This is a genomic window from Streptosporangium sp. OZ121 (assembly GCF_051918885.1).
Classification (GTDB): domain Bacteria; phylum Actinomycetota; class Actinomycetes; order Streptosporangiales; family Streptosporangiaceae; genus Streptosporangium.
The window spans coordinates 132,056-146,022 of the sequence record NZ_JBPXMC010000003.1 but is presented as its reverse complement, the minus strand read 5'-3'; the positions used below and the strand labels follow the sequence as shown (position 1 = coordinate 146,022).

Annotated in this window: 13 protein-coding genes; 1 reads left to right on the top strand and 12 read right to left on the bottom strand. The window is 72.1% G+C overall.

Features of this window, described 5'->3' with window-relative positions; genetic code table 11:
• Position 1 precedes the first annotated feature (1 nt).
• Entirely contained in the window at positions 2-277 is a 276-nt protein-coding gene (locus ACTOQ1_RS08300; protein ID WP_440065631.1) for a type II toxin-antitoxin system RelE family toxin, read from the bottom strand.
• Positions 274-552, bottom strand: coding sequence for a type II toxin-antitoxin system Phd/YefM family antitoxin (locus tag ACTOQ1_RS08295; protein WP_362837472.1), 279 nt, complete (start codon positions 550-552; stop codon positions 274-276). The genes ACTOQ1_RS08300 and ACTOQ1_RS08295 overlap by 4 nt, the downstream gene beginning before the upstream one ends.
• A 147-nt stretch (positions 553-699) precedes the next feature.
• On the opposite strand from ACTOQ1_RS08295, the gene ACTOQ1_RS08290 reads away from it, so the two are divergent.
• Positions 700-1,503: a helix-turn-helix domain-containing protein gene (locus tag ACTOQ1_RS08290; protein WP_440065630.1), complete on the top strand. Its 804-nt coding sequence runs from the start codon at positions 700-702 to the stop codon at positions 1,501-1,503.
• Positions 1,504-1,629: 126 nt separating this feature from the next.
• On the opposite strand, the gene ACTOQ1_RS08285 is transcribed toward ACTOQ1_RS08290, so the two are convergent.
• From ACTOQ1_RS08285 to ACTOQ1_RS08240, 10 genes are all read right to left on the bottom strand, one after another.
• Positions 1,630-3,108 carry a PepSY domain-containing protein gene (locus ACTOQ1_RS08285; RefSeq protein WP_440065628.1) on the bottom strand — a complete coding sequence of 493 codons (1,479 nt, stop codon included), beginning with the start codon at positions 3,106-3,108 and terminating at the stop codon, positions 1,630-1,632.
• 481 nt (positions 3,109-3,589) lie between these two features.
• Positions 3,590-4,135, bottom strand: a complete 546-nt coding sequence (locus ACTOQ1_RS08280) for a hypothetical protein (RefSeq protein WP_440065626.1) — start codon at positions 4,133-4,135, stop codon at positions 3,590-3,592.
• Positions 4,136-4,239: 104 nt separating this feature from the next.
• The gene (locus tag ACTOQ1_RS08275; protein ID WP_440065625.1) at positions 4,240-5,406 is read right to left on the bottom strand and encodes a CU044_5270 family protein; all 1,167 of its coding nucleotides are present in this window, start codon (positions 5,404-5,406) and stop codon (positions 4,240-4,242) included.
• A complete protein-coding gene (locus ACTOQ1_RS08270) occupies positions 5,399-6,145 on the bottom strand; it encodes an RNA polymerase sigma factor (protein ID WP_440065624.1) in 747 nt (248 codons plus the stop codon). Before ACTOQ1_RS08270 ends, ACTOQ1_RS08275 begins: the two co-directional genes overlap by 8 nt.
• Positions 6,146-6,239: 94 nt before the next feature.
• Positions 6,240-8,063 (bottom strand): GH39 family glycosyl hydrolase, encoded by a 1,824-nt coding sequence (locus ACTOQ1_RS08265; RefSeq protein WP_440065622.1) that lies wholly within the window; start codon positions 8,061-8,063, stop codon positions 6,240-6,242.
• A 49-nt stretch (positions 8,064-8,112) separates the two neighbouring features.
• Positions 8,113-9,729 (bottom strand): glucoamylase family protein, encoded by a 1,617-nt coding sequence (locus ACTOQ1_RS08260; protein ID WP_440065620.1) that lies wholly within the window; start codon positions 9,727-9,729, stop codon positions 8,113-8,115.
• A gap of 54 nt (positions 9,730-9,783) precedes the next feature.
• Positions 9,784-10,653: a carbohydrate ABC transporter permease gene (locus tag ACTOQ1_RS08255; protein WP_440065619.1), complete on the bottom strand. Its 870-nt coding sequence runs from the start codon at positions 10,651-10,653 to the stop codon at positions 9,784-9,786.
• Positions 10,654-10,709: 56 nt separating this feature from the next.
• The gene (locus ACTOQ1_RS08250; RefSeq protein ID WP_440065617.1) at positions 10,710-11,657 is read right to left on the bottom strand and encodes a carbohydrate ABC transporter permease; all 948 of its coding nucleotides are present in this window, start codon (positions 11,655-11,657) and stop codon (positions 10,710-10,712) included.
• Between the two features lie 2 nt (positions 11,658-11,659).
• The gene (locus ACTOQ1_RS08245; protein WP_440065616.1) at positions 11,660-12,910 is read right to left on the bottom strand and encodes a sugar ABC transporter substrate-binding protein; all 1,251 of its coding nucleotides are present in this window, start codon (positions 12,908-12,910) and stop codon (positions 11,660-11,662) included.
• Positions 12,907-13,938 (bottom strand): LacI family DNA-binding transcriptional regulator, encoded by a 1,032-nt coding sequence (locus ACTOQ1_RS08240; RefSeq protein ID WP_440065615.1) that lies wholly within the window; start codon positions 13,936-13,938, stop codon positions 12,907-12,909. Before ACTOQ1_RS08240 ends, ACTOQ1_RS08245 begins: the two co-directional genes overlap by 4 nt.
• Between the last annotated feature and the right edge of the window lie 29 nt (positions 13,939-13,967).

The window sequence follows — 13,967 nt, the reverse complement described above, 5'->3', positions numbered from 1 at the left end:
CTCACCGCGACCGGTAGGCGTCCGACCGATGCTGGATGGTGATCACTTGGACCACGACCGTGTCGTCGTCGATCAGATAGAGCACCCGGTAGTCGCCCCGGCGCGCTGACCACTGCGGGGCGAGAGGCTCGTCGAGCGGCTTGCCCACCCGGTGAGGGTTGTCCAGGAGCGGACCGGTGATGAACTCCCATACCGTCGGAACGACCTTCGCCGGCAGCCGCTCGGCGAGATCCTGCCTGGCGCGGCGGGTGAAACTGAGTTCATAACGCCTGTTCACAGACGACCGGTCCGGCGGAGCTCGGCCTCCACCTCCTCAAGGGAGGAGACGCGTCCCGACTCCAGGTCGGCGAGCCCTTCGCGGATGGCCGCCACCGTTTCCGTCGAAGCGAGAATCTCGATCATCTCGCGCATCGTCTCGTAGTCGTCGGCGGCCAGCAGCACAGCGGCGGGCAGGCCGTTACGAGTGATCTCGAATCGCTCATGGGTGGTGACCGCGGACTCGACAATGCCGGAGAGCCGGTTTCGCGCGTCCGCGAGAGGAAGAACAGTCATGTACATAATTCTAGCCAATATGGATCGCGGTGGCCAGCGATTCGGATTTCCTGGGAAACGCAAGCGCCCACTTCAGCTCCGACATCATGGCGCGCGTTACGTGGGTGGTAATGGTTTCGCCGAACGTCACCGATTATCGTGGCGTACGTGACCACCACCAGCGCGTCCCGGCCGGTAGGCGAGCTTCTGCGCCAGTGGCGGGAACGACGGCGGATGAGCCAGATGGACCTCGCGATCCAGGCCGACATCTCCACCCGGCACCTGAGCTTCGTGGAGACGGGCCGGTCCAAACCGAGCAGGGACATGATCCTGCACCTCGCGGAGGAGCTGGAGCTCCCGCTGCGCGAGCGCAACCACCTGCTGCTGTCCGGCGGGTTCGCGCCGCTCTACGCGGAGACGCCGCTCAGCTCACCGCACATGGCGTCGGTGCGGGAGGCGCTGGGGCAGGTGCTGAGCGGGCACGAACCGTACCCGGCGGTCGTCGTCGACCAGCGCTGGAACCTCGTCGACCGCAACGCCGCGACCGGGTTGCTGCTGCGCGGGGTCGCGCCGGAGCTGCTGGTCCCCCCGGTCAACGTGCTGCGGCTGAGCCTGCACCCCAAGGGCATGGCGCAGCGGATCATCAACCTGGGCGAGTGGCGGGCCCACCTACTGCACCGGCTCCGCCGCCAGATGAGTCTCACCGCCGACCCCGAGCTGGCGGCGCTCTGGCAGGAGCTCGACGACTACCCCTGCGACCAGCCCGAGCCGGAGATAGACCGGCCGGGGCCCGGCGACATCGTGATCCCCCTCCGGCTCCGCCGCGGTTACCGGGAGCTGGCATTCTTCAGCACCATGGCCACCTTCGGCACCCCGCTGGACATCACCGTCGCCGAGCTGGCCATCGAGGCGTACTTCCCGGCGAACCCGGAGACCGCCGCCTACCTGCAGCACCAGCACCACCCCGACTGAGCCGGGGGTGCGGCGTGCGCCCCACGCCGCACCCCCGCCGTCTCGGCCGGTCCGGCCGGTCCGGCCGGGGTCACTCGTTCCCGGCCGGTCCGGGTCTGGAAGGTCTTCGGTCGCCGTCGGCGGGTCTCAGCCGGAGACCCCGGCCTCGGGCTTGCTCGGCTCGCCGGGATCGTCCGACTCGCCTGCCTTGCCGACCTCGCCGGGCTCGCCGGGCTCGTCCGACGTGCCGGACTCCCCGGACTCCCCGGCCTCGCCGTTTTCCGGCTTCCCCGCGCGCGACGCCGCGACCCTGGCCAGGACCACGTCGACCACGAGGAAGGCGAGCAGCGAGATGCCCAGCAGCGGAAGGAACACGCCCACCGCGACCGCCACGGCCGCCAGGGGAAGGACCACCGCGAGGGGCAGCCGCCGCAGGCCGCCGCGCTCGTAGGGGGCGCCGAAACCGCGGGTCGGGCGGCGCAGCCACCACATGCGGTAGCCCCACACGATGACCGAGATCAGGGCCACGGCCAGCACGCCCAGCAGGACCTGGTTGACCAGGCCGAACAGCACTCCCATGTGCCCGTCGATGCCCCACCGGGTCAGCTTGGCCCCGATGGGGAAGTCGTCGAAGCGCAGCTCCGCGACCGCCTGGCCGCTGGCGGCGTCGACCGCCACCTGGTCGTTGCGCTGCGGCCAGAGGCGGTCCGTCTCCTTGACGACGTACGGGTCGCCGGACTCGGCCGGCCAGACGATCTCCAGGGGACCGGACAGGCCCTTGCCCGCCGCCGCCCGGACGACCTGGTCGGCGTCGGCCGCCGGGACGGCGCCCGCGTCCCCTCCGGCGTGGCCGCCGTGGTCACCGTGGCCGCCGGAGACGGGCATGGACGGGGTGCCCCAGCCGATCGCTCTCTGGATCACGTCGACGTTGGCACCCGCGTACTTCGACCAGGTCAGGCCGGTGGCCGACAGGACGAGCAGGCCGACCAGCGCCCACAGGCCGACCGAGCCGTGCCAGGAGAGGGTCTTGCGCCGGCCGCGGGCGCCGCGCTCGGGGGCGACGAGGCGGCGCAGCCGCTGACCCGCACGGCGGCGGCGGGTCAGCCACAGCACCAGGCCGCCGAGCCCGACCAGCCACAGCCAGCTGGCGGCCGTCTCGCTGTAGACACGTCCCGGCTCGCCCAGGTGCAGGTGGCGGTGGAGCTGGGAGATCCAGGTCCGCACGGGCAGCGCTCCCGAGCTGCCGTAGCTCTCCAGCGACCCGCGGACCTGGGCGGTGTACGGGTCGACGAAGACCGCCGTGCGGACGCTCTCCGCGAGGCCGGGGTCGTTGAACAGCACCCGGGTCGTCGCGCCGGGCTCGTCGTAGGTCCACACGGCTCCGACCGTTCCCCCGGGATGCGCGGCGGTCGCGGCCGCGACCTGCCGCGCCAGGGGCAGCTTCTGCTGCCCGGCCGGTACGGGGACCGTCAGCTCGTGGGAGTGGACCACCTTCTCCAACTGGAAGGAGGCGGCGTACAGCAGGCCGGTCGTCGCCGCCACCAGCAGGAAGGGCGCGACGAGGATCCCGGCGTAGAAGTGCAGGCGGAGCAGGAGCGAGCGCAGCGTCGCCCAGGTGGAGGGCACCGGGGACCCCGGGGACCCCGGGGACCCCGGGGACACAGCGGGCACGGGGGGCACGGGAGCAGGTGAGGGGTCGGACGGCCCGGTCTCGGGCTGGACATCGACGTCAGACGTCATGGGGAGGGTTCTCCGTTCGCAGGGAACGCGCGCACCGTCGGGTACGCGGCACCGCGGTGTGAGGTTCGGTTCGGCGTCGCGGGAGGGCAGGCGGGATTCCGGCTCTCACCTGCCGGAGGCGTGGTGGGAGCCGGGCTCGCGGCCCGTTGGCGTTGGCGTGTGCCGCCGGGCACTACCGGGAAGTCGGCGTGTACCGCCGGCTACCACCGGGAACCGGCAGTCGCCGGCGGACACCGGTGTGGCGGCACTCGGGCTCACCGACCGGGAAGGGCGCGACGGCGCGACGACCCGCGGTCGGGAGGGGTACGGCGCCCGGAGACGCGGGCCCGGCGAGGGCGCGACGGCGTCCGGGCGCGACGGCCCGATGTCAGACGGCGTACGAGAGCGCGGGCGGCCCGCGGCGCGAGACGGCGGCGGCGAGCAGCCGGGTGACCGGTGGCACCCGGTCGACGGGCGCGGCGGGGAGCGGCGCGACGCGGCAGGTGACGGGCGCGCGCCACCGCAGCAGGGTGAGGACCGAGGCGAAGAGCAGGAACAGGAGTGTGGCCAGGCCGCACTCCCCCCGCTCCAGCCAGTGTGCCGACAGCACCGCCGTCACGGCGTGCACCAGCAGCATGAACAGGCCGGTGGACAGGTCACCGGCGCCGTGCTCGTGCCCGGTCGACGGTGGTACCGCGCCGGAGGTGAACCACAGGTGCATGCCGTACTGCGCGGCGAAGCTCGCCGCCAGCAGCATGCCGAAACCACGCCGCCGCCGGGCGAGCGCGAACGCGCCCGCCGCGGTCGGCAGCACCGCCCAGGCCAGCACACCCGGTCCCACCGGGCTGCCTCCGGCCAGCACGTGCATGGCCAGTGACGCCGTCACGCACACGACCGCGAACACCGCGGCGCGAACAAGACGGAAGGCGTGCATGGGGCAATGGTGACAGAGAATGGTGAATTCGCCAGCCCTTGAACTGTTGATAAGAGTGTGGATTAATACCACTCGATCCGTGCGTCACCATCGCACGGTTCGTGCTAGTCGCGTGCTCCTTGTGGGCCGGTCGCGGGGTCGGCGTCGCCGGACGCGGGGCCGTCCACCTCGGGCGCGCTGTCGGCCACCTCGACCTTCAGTTGCGCCGTCGAGGTCAGCAGGGTGCCCTCCGGCGCTCCCGCCCTGGCGGCGTCCGTCGCGACGACGCGCTCGCCCAGGTACAGGTAGGTGGTGGAGTCGAAGATGTACTCGTGCCGCACCCCGCCGAGCTTGTTGGCCATGGCCACCGCGACCCCCTCGCGCCCGGCCGCGTCCTCGGCCCGGTCGACGGTCTCGACGCCGGGGATCGTACCGGCCGCCCGGAACAGCGCGGCCCGCTGGGCGGACGGCATGTACGCCTGCGTGATCATCGAGCCGACGTTCCCCCACGCCTTGTAGTCGGCCAGGGGGTCCTGGGCCAGCCCCCGGTAGAGGTGCTCGCGCATCCTCGCGGGATCGGTGGGCAACCGGCTCAGGTAGGCGTAGTCGGTGCGCTGGTGCTCGGCACGGATGTCGTGGCCGGTGAACTGCGACGGCGGCGCGCCGCCGCCCTCCCGCCGTTCGGCCTCGGCGGGCAGCGGTTCCCCGGGGAACGGCTCCGGCCGCAGATGCCTGCTCGACGTGACGCCCCCTTCCATGGGGGAGCCCTCGACCGGCAACCACACCTTGAACAGCACGCGGTCGAAGAAGCGGACCTCCTTCCCGCCCTCCTTCAGCTTGACCGGGAACATGCTCTGTATCTCGTAGGCGAGGAACTGGCCGGGCTTCGGGTCCAGCTCGTCCCGCTCGCTCGCGGTGTCGGCGGCCCGCTGGAGGACCGCCGACATGGCCACGGGCGCCACCCGGACGGCCGTCTCCGGCCGGGAGACCGGGCCGGTCTCGACGAACCCGATTCCCACGACCACCGCGGCCCCGGTTCCCACCACCAGGCTCGTTCCCAGGCTCAGCCGGAGGTTCCTCCGGAGGCTCGCCGGGCGACGGGTCTCGTGACCGCCGGGGGCGGCGGTCCCCGGCATCCGGAGCCTCCCCGGGCGGCGGGTCTTGGGGCGGGCCGGTGCCGCGCCGAGGGCGGCGATCTCCGACAGCAGCCGCCGCTCCTCGGCGCGCAGCTCCGCCGGGCCAGGCCGGGGCACTTCCGAGCGCAGCCGGTTCACCTGGGTCATCTCATCCATGGAAGGTCTCCTCGTTGACGGACGTGGGGTCGACCCCGCCGAGTTCCTCGCGCACCTTGCTCCTGGCCCGGTTGACGCGCGAGCGGACCGTGCCCACCGGGATGTCCATCGCCTGGGCGGCCTCCGGGTAGGTGAGGCCGCCCCACGTCACCAGCAGCAGCACGTCCCGGTGGCCCGCGGGCAGCCTCGCCAGGGCGGCGGCCAGCCTCCTTCGCGCGGCACCGGCGCTCAGCCGCTCGTCGCTGCGCTCGGTGAAGGGTGCGGTCACCGGGTCGACGCCGGTCCGTTCGAGAACGCGCAGCCGACGCACCTCGACGCGCTTGTGCCGCCTGATCAGGTTGGTCGCGATGCCGTACAGCCACGGGCGCGCGCTGGGCTGCGCCGGGTCGTAGCCCTCCCTGCCGCGGAACGCCACGAGGAAGGTGTCCGCCACGACGTCCTCGGCCGCGTCGGCTCCCAGCCGCCGGGTGACGTAGCGCTTGATCTCCGGCGCGTGCCGGTGGAAGACCGCGGCGAACGCCTCCGGCTCCCGCCGCGACCGCACGATGAGGGAGGCGTCGTCGGCCTCCGTCCCATCGACGAGGGAACCGGTGGGAGAGAGGTCGCGGTCCCCTCCCCCGCCGGTGGAGAGGAGGTCGTGGTCCCCCGCCCCGCCGGTGGGGGAGGTGTCACGGTCCTCCGCCTCATCGACGGGGAGGATGCCGCCCGCCCCCGTCCGGGTCCGGCTCGTTTCGCTCATATCCGGCCTCTCGGCTCTCGGTCAGGACACCCGTTGTTGCCCTCCCGCGTGCCCGCGGTTCCCGAAATCCGCCAGGCGATCGGCCGCGTTCCCGTCAGGCCGGGGTGAACTCCAGGTAGGAGACGGCGGGCATGGGCAGGGAGAACTCCAGCCGCAGGATCCCGTCCGGCGCGTGGAGGGTACGGGCGGGCTCCAGCTCGTCCAGGCCGTTCGCGGCGCGGAGCCGTTCCCACTGCTCGCCCTCGGGCCAGTCGGCGCCCCCGCCGATCTCCGCCCAGACCGCCCGGATGTTGGAGTGCCGCTCGTCGATCCGGTGGTGGCTGACCGCGTACTCCCCCGCGGCCAGGCCCTCGACGGTGAGGGCGACCTCGCGCGACAGGATCTCCGCGCCGTCGGCCCGGTCCTGGTCGAGGGTGCCGTTCCACACCAGCACCCCGACGGTGCCGGTGGCCGAGCGCGCCGCCCACGCCTCGACCCCCGCGACGTCGCCACCGGCCGTACAGGCGAGCTCGTCCTCGCCCAGCCGGTCGGCCAGGGTGAGCGCGAGGTAGCGGGGCTTGCGCAGGTTGCCGACCGTGAGCAGGCCGAACCCGCCGTGGAAGAGCGCCGGCGGGCGGCCCAGCTCCTCGAAGTGGTCCGAGGCCACCCAGTGGGCCAGCGCGTCCACCCGCCCGGCCGCCGACCGCATCCCGTGCAGCAGGAACGCCGCCCCGAACGGCCCGTCGCCGATGCCGTGGAAGTGGGTGGGGGTCGGCCCCCACTCCGTCCACCAGATCGGCGTGCCCGCGCGGCCGTGCCGTTCCAGGGCGGGCCGCCAGTCGAGCGGGGCGTTGCCGTAGGTGTGGGTGGAGACGAAGTCGAGCGCCGAGCCCGAGGCGTCCACGTGGTCGATGAGTTCCTGGACCCAGCCGTTGGCCGCCGACGACGGGCCGCCGACGCGGATGTCCGGGTGGACGTCCTTGACCGCCGCCGCCGACACGTCGTACAGGCGGAAGAACTCCTGGGGCGTGCCGCTCCAGAAGACCTCCAGGTTGGCCTCGTTCCACACCTCGAAGGCCCAGTTGTCAATCACCTCGCGCAGGCCGTACCGGTCGACGAGGTGCCGGGTGAGGTCGCGGACCAGGTCGCCCCACCGGTCGTAGTCCCTGGGCGGCGAGATGATCGCCTCGTAGCCGAAGACCGTCTTCGACGGGTCGGAGGCGAGGTCGCGCGGCATGAACGACAGCTCCACGATCGGCCGCATGCCGAACGCGGTGATCGTGTCGTAGACCTCGTCCACCCGGCTGAAGTCGTGCACGGGCTTGCCGTCCTCCTCCCGGTAGACGCCGAGGTCGTCGCAGAGGATCGCGTGGGCGCGCACGGTCTCGACGCCCAGCTCGTCCCGCATCGTCCGCAGTGCCTCGGTCAGCTCGGGACCGATCGGGCGCCCGCCCACGGTGTCGGCGGACAGCATGTACGACAGGTGCTCGGAGCCGATCATGTACTTCCACGGCCTGGGCAGCGGCCGCGTGCTCGCCGAGGCGTCGACCCGCAGGACCGCCGCGCCCGGCTCGGCGAGCGGCGCGGCGAACACCGCCTCGGTGAGGGGGCCGGTCCGCTCCATGGTGGTGACGGCGGCGACCCGGTACCAGGCGGGTTCCCCGCGCGTGTCGACGTAGCGCGGGTCCGGCACGGCCGGCACGTCGACGTCGCGCTGCTCGGTCGGGGTGTACGGTCCCGCCTCGGCGGGCGCGCGGTGGACGAGGTAGCCGATGGCCCCGGCCACCGGTTCCCAGGTCAGCGTGACGTGCCCGCCTCCGCTGTCGGCGCGCAGGCCGCGGGGGGCGGCGACCTCGACCCGTCCGGTCGCGGCCACCTCCCCCGACGGCCGGTAGATGCGGGCCTGCCAGTCCCGGTGTGCGGCGTCGGCCGTGCTCATTGATGTCTCCCCGATGGTCGATGGGTGGGTGTGCGCGTTGGGCCACGGCTCACTTGGGAGGCACGACGGCCCATTCCTCCAGGCGCAGCACGGGGGCGAGCCTGGCCGTGACGTCGCGGGTGGCGAAGTGGCGGCGCAGGCTGTCGTCCGCGAGCGCGTTGCCGAGCGCGATCATGATCATTCCCTGGTCGAGGGCGAGATACTGCTTGGCGACCTTGCCGCTGCGCACGGCGACCGCGTCGTAGAAACCGCCGGGCCCGTAGGCGTCGAAGTTCGCCTTGAGCCTGGCGAGGTTGTCCAGGGCCGCGCCGGGCGCGTGGCGCAGCGCGAGGAACGACGCGTGCGGGGTGACCACGCCGTCCCCGTACGACGCGGGTTCGGGCGCTCCCTCGCGGCATCCCTCGAAGCCGTAGTCGACGGAGGTGCGCTCCTGGTCGGAGGTGTAGCCGGGGGTGTCCATGCCGATCGCGTCCACGCCGTACTCGCGGTAGCCCCCGGCGGGGTCGTTGGACGGGGAGAAGCCCCAGTAGCCGTACTTCGCCTCGTTCATGCCGTGCTCGATCTGGGCGGCGATGTAGACCGGCTGGTTGCGGCCCCAGCTCCTGGCGCCCCAGACGTCCTCCGGCACGAGCTGGGTCACCATCAGCTCCTCGAACATGCTGCCGCCCCAGGTGGGCACCAGGCGCATGCCGCGGTAGCCGTAGGTGCCCTCGAAGACGTTGACGCCCATGTACGTGCGCCAGGTGCCGACCGGCTTCTGCTCGGCCCACGACCAGTCGCAGGTGTCGGGGAAGGTCCGCCACATGCCGTAGTAGTGCTCGGGCGGGAGCTGGCCGAGGACGATGCCGACGTAGCTGGCGATCCTGGCCTCGGTGAGCGCGCCGTAGTGGTGGCAGGTGGAGTGGACCGTGGTCCCCGAGCCGTTGTAGTCGCTCTCGACCGAGCAGCCGGTGGGCTTGTCCGGCCAGAACCCGCCGCGCAGCAGGCCGGTGCCCGCGTCGGGACGCGCCTGCGGGTCGTAGTAGGACTCGAAGTCCATGCTCCTCGCCAGCGCCCCGGCCTGCTTGGAGACCTCGGGCACGGCGCTGCGGAGCATCATGAGGGCGGCGGCGAGCCAGCCGTTGTCGACGCTGGACAGGAACGGCTGGACGGCGGACCCGTCCTCCGGCCAGGTGCGGACGATCTCCAGCGTGCGGGGGTCGTACCAGTTGTAGAACTGGCCGGTCGGGGCGTGCCGCTCCAGCTTCGCCGTCGAGGCGAGCGTCCTGGTCACGCGGCGCAGGGCCTCACCCCGGGAGATGAGGCGGGTGTCGCGGGCGGCCACCGTACTCCACAGGTAGGTGGCGATGTTGGTCGGCGAGGTCACCTTGGCGCGGGTGGCCGGGTCGAGCGAGCCGTCGATCTTGTCGGAGGGCAGCCCGGTCGCCGGGTCGGCCATCGCGGCCATGGACTTCCAGGTGTCCGCGGCGTAGCGGCGCAGCAGCTCCCGCTGCCGCCCCGCTGTCAAGGGGGCATCGGGGGAGACGAGGGGAGACGTGGAGGGGGAAACGGAAGGGGCGGAAGGCGCGGGGGGAGCGGGGGCGGGGGCGGCCGAGGCGGGAGAGGGGGCGGCCGTGATCAGGGCGAGGCCGGCCGCCAGGAGGGCGGCCGCGTGACGACGACGCACGGGGGCTCCTTACGTGGGGGGTTGCTTTGGGTCCGGTGGGGGCGGCGCCCTGGATCACTTGAGTCCGGTGGAGGCGATGCCCTGGGTGAAGAAGCGCTGCAGGAAGACGAAGAGGACCAGGACCGGCAGCACGACGACCACCGCCCCGGCGATGAGCAGGCCGTACTGGGTTCCCTGGTAGCCGTTGAAGATCGCCAGCGCGACGGGCAGCGTGTACTTGTCCTCGCTCTGGGCGACCACCGCGGGCCACAGGAAGTTGTTCCACGAGCCGAGGAACGTGATCAGGCCGAGCGTGGCGAGCGCGGGCTTGCAGAGCGGCATGACGATCCTGAAGAAGATCCGGAACTCCCTGGCGCCGTCGACCCGCGCGGCGTGGATCAGCTCGTCGGGGATGTCCGCGATGAACTGGCGCATCAGGAAGATGCCCAGCGGGGTGACCAGGCCGGGCAGGATGATCCCGAGGAAGGTGTTGACCAGGCCGAGCTTCGCGATGAGCACGAACTGCGGGATCATCACCACGATGGCGGGCAGGGCCATCTGCGTGAGGACCAGCGCGAAGAGCACGTTCTTTCCGCGGAAGGCCAGCTTGGCGAAGGCGTACCCGACCATCGAGCAGAACAGCAGGTTGCCCGCGACGGTGGCGAGGGCCACCACCGCGCTGTTGACGAACACCTGCGTGATGTTCATCTTCTCCAGCAGCTCGCCGTAGTTGCCGAGCGTCCACTGCACCGGCAGCAGGTCCGGCGGGGTCCGCCTGATCTCGGTCTCCGGCTTGAACGAGGTGAGCAGCGTCCAGGCGAACGGGAGCACGACGAGCACGAGCCCGACGCTGAGCAGCGCGTACGTGGAGAAGCGGCGTTTCACGAGGGCCTCGCGGCCCGGAGCGGGTCTCGCGGGGGGCCTGCGCCCCGGCGCCGGTCTCACGCCGGCCTCCCGGCCCGGAGCCGGTTTCGCGGGGGCCTCCCCGCCCTGAACGGACCTCATCTGGACCTCCCGACCCGGAACTGCAGGACCGCGAGGGCCACGATCACGGTGAACAGGACGCTCGCCGCGGCGGCGGCGTAGCCGTAGTTGCCGGAGCCGAACTGGCCGTAGATGGCGAGCGACGCCGAGGTGGTCGCTCCCGCCGGGCCTCCCTGGGTCATCACCAGCGGTTCCTCCATGAACTGGGCGAACCCGATGGAGCTGTAGACGGTGCAGAACAGCAGCGCAGGGCGGAGCATCGGCAGCGTGACGGAGCGGAACCGCTCCCAGCGTCCGGCGCCGTCGACCTCCGCCGCCTCGTACAGCTCCCTGGGGATGCCCTGCAGGGCGGCCAGCAGGACGACCATGTCGAAGCCGAAGCTCCGCCAGGCGGTCATGACGATGATCACCGGAAGCGCCAGGTTCTCGTCGGCGAGCCAGCGGGGGCCGTCCACGCCCACCGCCCCGAGCACCTGGTTGACCAGTCCCGCGTCGGGTTCGAGCAGGAACCTCCAGGCCACCGCGACGCCGATGATGCTGGTGACGTACGGCAGGTAGTAGCCGAGCCGGAAGAACGCGGCGGGCAGCCGGGCGATCCCGGAGTTCAGCGCCACGGCCGCGCCCAGGCCGAGGGCGATGGTGAGCGGGAGCGCGGTCACCACGAAGATCAGCGTGTTGACCGCGGCCTTGCGCATGAGCTCGTCGTCGAACAGCCGCAGGTAGTTGTCGAGCCCGACGAGGTTCACCCCGAGGGGGTCGCGCACGTCGGTGCTGCGCATGTCGGTGAAGCTCATGCCGAGCTCGACGAGGAGCGGCCCCGCCCAGAAGACCGCGAACATCACCACGAAGGGCGTCACGAAGATCCAGGCCAGGCCGGTACGGCGGAATCCTCCCCCGGATCGCCGCTCCCTGACGGGAGCCGGTCCGGTGGGCTCGCGCGAGCCCACCCGCTCGCTGACCACCATGGTCAGACCCCGGTCCCGATGGTCTCGGCCTGCTCCTGGACGCGCTTGGCCGTCTCCTCGGCCGTCTGCTTGCCCAGGGCCATCTTCTCGACCTCGGTCTCCATCACCTTGGCCACCTGCTCCCAGGTCGGGACGGCGGGGACGGCCTTGGCGTTCTTGAGCTGCTCGCCGAAGACGGTGACGCGCTCGTCGGCGGTGAGCGCCGGGTCCTGCCAGGCGGCCTCGACGCTGGGCAGCGCGTTGACCTTGGTGTACCAGGTGGCCTGGACCTTGGGGTCGACGAGCCAGCGCAGGAACTTCCAGGCGGCCTCGCGGTTCTTCGCTTCCTTGAAGACCACCATGTCGCTGCCGCCGACCAGGCTGGGGCCTCCGGCGCTCCCCTTCGGGTAGGGCGCGACGGCGAACTTGTCGCCGAAGCCCTCACCGCCGTCCTTCTCCAGGCCCGCGATCATCCACGGCCCCGAGTAGAAGGCGCCGACCTTCCCCTTGACGAACGTCTGCGGGAAGGCTCCGGTCGGCTGGTCGGTGCTGGCGAGCCCGCTCTCGAAGAACGAGCCGTACTGCTTGAGCGCCTTGACCATCTCGGGCGTGTCCAGCGTCCACTTCCCGTCCGCGATGATCTCGCCCCCCGCCTGCCACACCAGCGGCAGCACCTCCTGCCAGGAGCCCTGCCGGAAGTTCTGCTCGACGCCGAGGGAGGCGCCGCCCCTCTCCTTGAGCGCCTTCACGAAGGCGGTGGTCTCCTCCCAGGTGGCGGGCGGCTTCACCGACGCCTTCTCGGCGAGGTCCTTGCGGTAGTACAGGGCCCGGGTCTCGACGTACCAGGGCACGCCGTACGCGGTCCCCTCCACCTCGACCGTGCCCCACGCGCCGGGGAAGAACGCCGACTTGTCGATCAGGTTGGCCGGGGTGGGGTCGAGGGCGCCGGTCTTGGCCATCTCGCCCATCCAGGTGCTGCCCAGCATGGTGACGTCGGGGGTGGCGTTCCCCGCGATGGCCGCGGTGATCTTGTCGTGGGCGACGTCCCAGCCGAGCGCGGTCACCTTGATCGTGATGCCGGGGTTGGCCGTCTCGAAGTCCTTGGCGAAGGCGCCCAGCGCCTCCCCCTCGGCCCCGATCGCCCAGACCGTGACCTCGCCGGTGGCCTTGCCGGTGTCGACGTCCCTCGCCTGCTCGGCGGCCCCTCCGGTGCTCCGGCCGCACCCGGCGAGCACCAGCCCCAGCGCGAGGATCCCGACGGCGTACTTCTTCACTTTTCCTCCAGGGGGTGAGGCCCGCAGCTGGATCGGACGATCAGCTGGGTGGGGAGAATCTCGGAGTTCGGGACGGTGCGGGTGCCCTTGATGAGCTCGTCCAGCGCGCGGGCGGCGCGGGCGCCGAGCAGGCGCATGGGCTGGCGCACCGTGGTGAGGGCGGGCCTGGCGTGGCGGGCGGCCATGATGTCGTCCCAGCCGGTGATCGCCACGTCGCCGGGCACGTCGAGGCCGAGTTCCTCGGCCGCCAGGATGACGCCCAGGGCCACCTGGTCGTCGGCGCAGATAACCGCCTCGGGGCGGCGCGCTCCGGCCGTTCTTTCCCCGAGCAGCGTCCGCCCCGCCGCGTACCCGCCCTCCACGGTGAGCTCGCAGGGCAACGGCGCCGGAGGCCGGATCCCGTGGCCGGACAGGACCCGCCTGACCCCCGTCCAGCGCTGGGTGACGTCGCCCCGGTCGTCGTCCCCGGCCAGGGCGAAGGTGGTGTAGCCGTGACCGAGCAGGTGGGTGGCGAGCGCCTCGGCCGAGGCGGTGTTCTCGCTGGAGACCGCGTCCGCCCGTTCGACGGGGTCGCGCGCGAGCAGGACCAGCGGTGTCCTGCTCCTGACGATCTCGTCCACCAGGGTGTCCTCGACGGTCCTGCCGAAGATCACCATGCCGTCCACCCGGCCGACGAGGTCCCTGACCAGGTCCTGCACCGCGGCCCGCCCGCGGGTGGACATGATGAGCACGGAGCGGCCGAGCTCGGCGGCCACCTCCTCGTACCCGAGGAGGACCTCGGCGAAGTAGGGGCCGGACAGGTCGGGGAAGACGATCCCGTTGGCCGCGTGGCGGCCCTGGGCCAGGGAGACGCCGAGGCGGCTCGGGGTGAAGCGGAGCTCCTCGACCGCCCTCAGCACCTTCTCGCGCGTTCCGGCCGCGACGGGGCCGGTGTTGCGCAGCGCCCGGGAGACGGTGGCGATGGAGACGCCCGCCCGCTGCGCGACCTCGTAGATGGTCGCGCCCTGACCTTCGTCGCTGTTTGACACCCGTCGTCCGATCTGCCAGGAAGTGGAAG

Bases quoted from the DNA above. Each gene is read 5' to 3' on its own strand.
- ACTOQ1_RS08295 (WP_362837472.1), bottom strand. From the start codon at position 552: ATGACTGTTCTTCCTCTCGCGGACGCGCGAAACCGGCTCTCCGGCATT.
- ACTOQ1_RS08280 (WP_440065626.1), bottom strand. From the start codon at position 4,135: ATGCACGCCTTCCGTCTTGTTCGCGCCGCGGTGTTCGCGGTCGTGTGC.
- ACTOQ1_RS08275 (WP_440065625.1), bottom strand. From the start codon at position 5,406: ATGGATGAGATGACCCAGGTGAACCGGCTGCGCTCGGAAGTGCCCCGG.
- ACTOQ1_RS08270 (WP_440065624.1), bottom strand. From the start codon at position 6,145: ATGAGCGAAACGAGCCGGACCCGGACGGGGGCGGGCGGCATCCTCCCC.
- ACTOQ1_RS08265 (WP_440065622.1), bottom strand. From the start codon at position 8,063: ATGAGCACGGCCGACGCCGCACACCGGGACTGGCAGGCCCGCATCTAC.
- ACTOQ1_RS08250 (WP_440065617.1), bottom strand. From the start codon at position 11,657: ATGGTGGTCAGCGAGCGGGTGGGCTCGCGCGAGCCCACCGGACCGGCT.